This is a genomic window from Kitasatospora sp. NPDC057198 (assembly GCF_042670125.1).
GTDB lineage: Bacteria > Actinomycetota > Actinomycetes > Streptomycetales > Streptomycetaceae > Kitasatospora.
The window spans coordinates 1-4,869 of the sequence record NZ_JBHUWH010000548.1 but is presented as its reverse complement, the minus strand read 5'-3'; the positions used below and the strand labels follow the sequence as shown (position 1 = coordinate 4,869).

The 4,869-nt window shown below is 70.9% G+C and carries 4 protein-coding genes; all 4 read right to left on the bottom strand.

All coding sequences use genetic code 11. The features are described 5' to 3' along the window. Positions 1–42: 42 nt before the first annotated feature. A complete protein-coding gene (locus tag ACFUEL_RS35200) occupies positions 43–1,068 on the bottom strand; it encodes a LacI family DNA-binding transcriptional regulator (protein ID WP_380241569.1) in 1,026 nt (341 codons plus the stop codon). A 25-nt stretch (positions 1,069–1,093) separates the two neighbouring features. Beyond that, positions 1,094–2,812 (bottom strand): glycoside hydrolase family 13 protein, encoded by a 1,719-nt coding sequence (locus ACFUEL_RS35195; protein WP_380241567.1) that lies wholly within the window; start codon positions 2,810–2,812, stop codon positions 1,094–1,096. Positions 2,813–2,865: 53 nt separating this feature from the next. Beyond that, positions 2,866–3,765 carry a sugar ABC transporter permease gene (locus tag ACFUEL_RS35190; protein ID WP_380241571.1) on the bottom strand — a complete coding sequence of 300 codons (900 nt, stop codon included), beginning with the start codon at positions 3,763–3,765 and terminating at the stop codon, positions 2,866–2,868. A 68-nt stretch (positions 3,766–3,833) separates the two neighbouring features. Beyond that, complete coding sequence (locus ACFUEL_RS35185; RefSeq protein WP_380241565.1) at positions 3,834–4,784, bottom strand: carbohydrate ABC transporter permease; 951 nt, start codon at positions 4,782–4,784, stop codon at positions 3,834–3,836. Positions 4,785–4,869 lie beyond the last annotated feature (85 nt).

The window sequence follows — 4,869 nt, the reverse complement described above, 5'->3', positions numbered from 1 at the left end:
CCCCGGGGGGGCTCCCCGGGGGCCGTACCGACAGGACCCGCCTCAGCCGTTGCGCGGGCCGGAGCCGGTCGAGCCGCGCATCACCAGCTCGGGCTGGAACATGAACTCGGAACGCTGCGCCGGGTTCCCGCCGACCTCCTCCAGCAGGGCGTCGACGGCGGCGGTGGCCATCGCCTCGACCGGCTGGCGGACGGTGGTGAGCGGCGGCTCGGTGAACGCTATCAGCGGCGAGTCGTCGAAGCCGACCACCGAGACGTCCTGCGGCACCGTCAGCCCGCGCTGGCGCACCGCCCGGATCGCGCCGAGCGCCATCATGTCGGAGCCGCAGACGATCGCCGTGCACCCCTTGTCGAGCAGCGCCTGGGCGGCGGCGTGCCCGCCCTCGACGCTGAACAGGGTGTGGTGGACGAGCTCCTCGGCCTGCTCCTCGGTGCGCCCGGTGAACTGGCGCAGGGCGGCCGTGAAGCCCTCGATCTTGCGCAGCACCGGCACGTACCGCTTCTGCCCGACCGCGAGGCCGATCTTCTCGTGGCCGAGCTCGACCAGGTGCTGGACGGCCATCTGCATGGCGGCCCGGTCGTCCGGGGAGATGAACGGCGCGGCGATCTTCTCGCTGTAGCCGTTGATCAGCACGAACGGCACCTGCCGGCCGGTGAGCTTGGCGTACCGGTCGTGGTCGGCGGTGGTGTCGGCGTGCAGGCCGGAGACGAACACGATGCCGGCGACGCCGCGCTCGACCAGCATCTCGACGAGTTCGTCCTCGGTGGAGCCGCCCGGGGTCTGGGTGCACAGCACCGGCGTGTAGCCGTGCCGGCTGAGCACCTGCTCGATGACCTGGGCGAGCGCCGGGAAGATGGGGTTGCTGAGCTCCGGGGTGATCAGGCCGATCAGCCCGGCGCTGCGCTGGCGCAGCCGGGTGGGCCGCTCGTACCCGAGCACGTCGAGAGCGGCCAGCACGGTCTGCCTGGTGGTCGCGGAGACGCCCGCTTTGCCGTTGAGTACGCGGCTGACGGTGGCTTCGCTGACCCCCGCCTGCGCCGCGATGTCGGAGAGTCGCGCCGTAGTCACGATCCCAGAGCCTATTGCAACCACGTCAGACCGCCCACCATGCGGTGCTGTCGGCCGGGAGTTCGACGCCGTTCTCCGTCTCGACAGCCTCGGCGGAGGACAGCAGCATACGGCCGGGGGCGGGGATCCGGGCGGTTTCGCCGGTGGTGTTCACGGTGCACACGAACGAGCCTTCGGCCGACTCGCGCCGGAAGGCCAGCACGCCCTCGGGGGCGGGCAGCCACTGGACGTCGGTGCCGGCGCCGAGCGCGGGCTGCGCGCGGCGGACGGCGAGCGCGGAGCGGTACAGCTCCAGCGTGGAGGTGGGGTCGCCGGTCTGCGCCTCCACCGACAGCTGGGCCCACTCGGCGGGCTGCGGCAGCCAGCTGGGGCCGCCGGCGTTCGGGCCGAAGCCGTAGGGCGCCTCGGTGCCGGACCACGGGATCGGGACGCGGCAGCCGTCGCGGAAGCCGTCCTGTCCGGCCTGCCGGAAGAAGGACGGGTCCTGGCGGACCTCGTCGGGCAGGTCGGTGACGTCGGGCAGGCCGAGCTCCTCGCCCTGGTAGACGTAGGCGGAGCCGGGCAGCGCGAGCATCAGCAGGGTGGCGGCGCGGGCCCGGCGCAGGCCGAGGGCGCGGTCGCCGGGGGTGCGGATCTGGGTGCCGAGGCCCGGCGGGTTGGCGAACCGGGTGGCGTGCCGGGTGACGTCGTGGTTGGAGAGCACCCAGGTGGTGGGGGCGCCGACCGGGCGCATCGAGTCGAGCGAGACGTCGATCACCTCGCGCAGCGCGGCGGCGTCCCAACCGGTGCCCAGGTACTGGAAGTTGAACGCCTGGTGGAGCTCGTCGGGGCGGACGTAGTTCGCGGTGCGCTGGACGGTCGGGGTCCACGCCTCGGCGACGCCGATCCGGTCGCCGGGGTACTCGTCGAGGATCTGCCGCCAGCTGCGGTAGATGGCGTGCACGCCGTCCTGGTCGAAGAACGGCATGACGTCGTTGCCGAGCAGCTTGAGCTGGTCGTGGCTGCCGAGGTCGGGCAGGCCGGGGGCCTTGACCATGCCGTGGGCGACGTCGATCCGGAAGCCGTCGACGCCCATGTCGAGCCAGAACCGCAGGATGGAGCGGAACTCGTCGGCGACCGCCGGGTTGTCCCAGTTGAAGTCGGGCTGCTCGGGGGCGAACAGGTGCAGGTACCAGTCGCCGGGGGCGCCGTCGGGGTCGGTGGTGCGGGTCCAGGCGGGGCCGCCGAAGATGGACTCCCAGTCGTTGGGCGGGAGTTCGCCGTTCTCGCCCTTGCCGGCGCGGAAGTGGTAGCGCTCGCGCAGCGGGGAGCCGGGGCCCTCCCGCAGTGCGCGCTGGAACCACTCGTGCTGGTCGGAGGAGTGGTTGGGGACGAGGTCGACGATGATCCGCAGGCCCAGGTCGTGGGCGTCGCGGATCAGCGCGTCGGCGTCCAGCAGGGTGCCGAACATCGGGTCGACGGCCCGGTAGTCGGCCACGTCGTAGCCGGCGTCGGCCTGCGGGGAGGCGTAGAACGGCGAGAGCCACACCGCGTCCACGCCCAGGTCGCGCAGGTAGGGCAGCCGGCTGCGGATGCCGGGCAGGTCGCCCATGCCGTCGCCGTTGCCGTCGGCGAAGCTGCGCGGGTACACCTGGTAGATGACCGCGTCCCGCCACCAGCCGCCTCTGGAGGCCCCGGCGGTCGCAGCAGTCCGAGCGGCGGGAACGGCGGCGGGCCGGGAGGCGTCGGCCAGGTTCTGGGTCATTGGACAGTCATCCCTTGGAGGCTGTGGAAGTGACGTGGGAGGTGACGGGTCGTTCAGGACTTCGCGGCGCCGGCCGTCAGACCGGTGACCAGGTGGCGCTGCACCAGGTAGAAGACGACCGCGGCGGGGAGCGCGATGAGCACCGAGGTGGCGGCCATCAGCTGCCACTGGTGGTCGTGCTCGCTGACGAACGAGGACAGGCCGACCGCCAGCGTGTACTTGTCGGACGAGAGCATGAAGGTCGAGGCGTAGGCGACCTCGCCCCAGGCGGTGAGGAAGGAGTAGAACGCGGCCACCGCCAGGCCCGGACGGGCCAGCGGCAGGATCAGCCGCCAGAAGGTGCCGATCGGGGAGAGCCCGTCGACCCGGCCGGCCTCGTCGATCTCCATCGGGATGGTGTCGAAGTAGCCCTTGAGCAGCCAGGCGCAGTACGGCACGGTGGTGGCCGAGTAGACCAGGATCAGGCCGGTGTAGCTGTCCAGCATCCCGAGGTTCGACAGGATGTAGTACATCGGGACGATCAGCACCGCGATCGGGAACATCTGGGTGACCAGCAGGGTCCACATCAGCTGGCGGTAGCCGGGGAAGCGCATCCGGGAGACCGCGTAGCCGGTGGAGGCGGCGATCATCACGCCGATCACGGTGGTGCCGCCGGCCACGATCGCCGAGTTGCCGAACCAGGTGAAGAACCCGGTGTCGCCCATCACCTTGGTGTAGTTGGCGAAGGTCATCTTGTCGAAGATCTTCGCCGGGTGCAGGTAGTCGTTGTCGTCCGGTCCGAGCGAGATGTACGCGATGTACAGCACGGGGAACAGCGCGACCAGGCTGGCGACGATCAGCGTGCCGTGCGAGAGCACGGTGGCCAGCGGCGAGGACTGGCCGCGCCGGCGGACCTTGGCGGGGCGCTTGGCGGTGGCCGGTTCGGCGGCGGGGCGGTCGGCGGTGAGTGTCATGGGGCTGCCTGCCTGGTCGTGGTCCTCGGTCGGGGAAGCGGTTCCGCCCTGGGGCGCGGTCTCGGTGCTCATCCGTTGGCCTTCTCGTTCCGGGCCAGCCAGCGGCGGTAGAAGGTGGTGAACACGATCAGGATCGACAGCAGCAGGATTCCGTAGGTCGCGGACTGCGCGTAGTCGGAGGGCTGCTGGCCGAAGCCGAGGCGGTAGGCCCAGGTGACCAGGATCTGCGCGTCGGGGGCGCCGGAGCCGAACAGCAGGAAGATCACCGCGAACTGGTTGAAGGTCCAGATCACGCCGAGCAGCACGACGGTCGAGGAGACGGTGCGCAGGCCGGGCAGGGTGACGTGGCGGAAGCGCTGCCAGGGGGTGGCGCCGTCCATCTCGGCGGCCTCGTACAGCTCCTGCGGGATCGACTGGAGGCCGCCGAGCAGCGAGATCATCATGAACGGCACGCCGACCCAGGTGTTGACCAGGATCGCGGCGGCCTTCTGCGCCAGCGGGTCGGACAGCCAGGCGGGTTCGGGCAGGTGCAGGAAGGAGAGCAGTCCGTTGACGGCGCCGCCGTCGGCGAGCATCAGCCGCCAGGAGAAGACGGTGACGAAGGTGGGCACCGCCCAGGGCAGGATCAGCACCAGCCGGTACAGGCCGCGGCCGCGCATCTTCCGGTTGAGCAGCAGCGCCAGGCCCAGGCCGATGCCGTAGTGCAGGACGACGCAGATCGCGGTCCAGGCGACGGTCCAGATGAAGTGCGACCAGAACCGGTCGTAGGCGGTCGGCCCCCACAGCACGTCCGCGTAGTTGTCCAGCCCGATGAAGTCGAAGCTGTCGGGGATGTGGTTGACGCCGATCTGCCGGCCGACGTTGAGGCTGGTGGCGTTGGTCAGGGTCAGGTAGATGCCGCGCACCAGCGGGTAGCCGACCAGCACACCGAGGACGATCACGACCGGCGCGATCATCGCGTACGCGTACCAGTACTTCGAGTACGACAGCCTGATGCGCTGTACGACCGCAACTGCCATGGGTGACACCTTCTCCGGGAGGTCCGCCGCCTGCCTCGGCGACTGCTGGGGGTATGACGGGGTCCGCCCGGCCCACCGTCAGGTG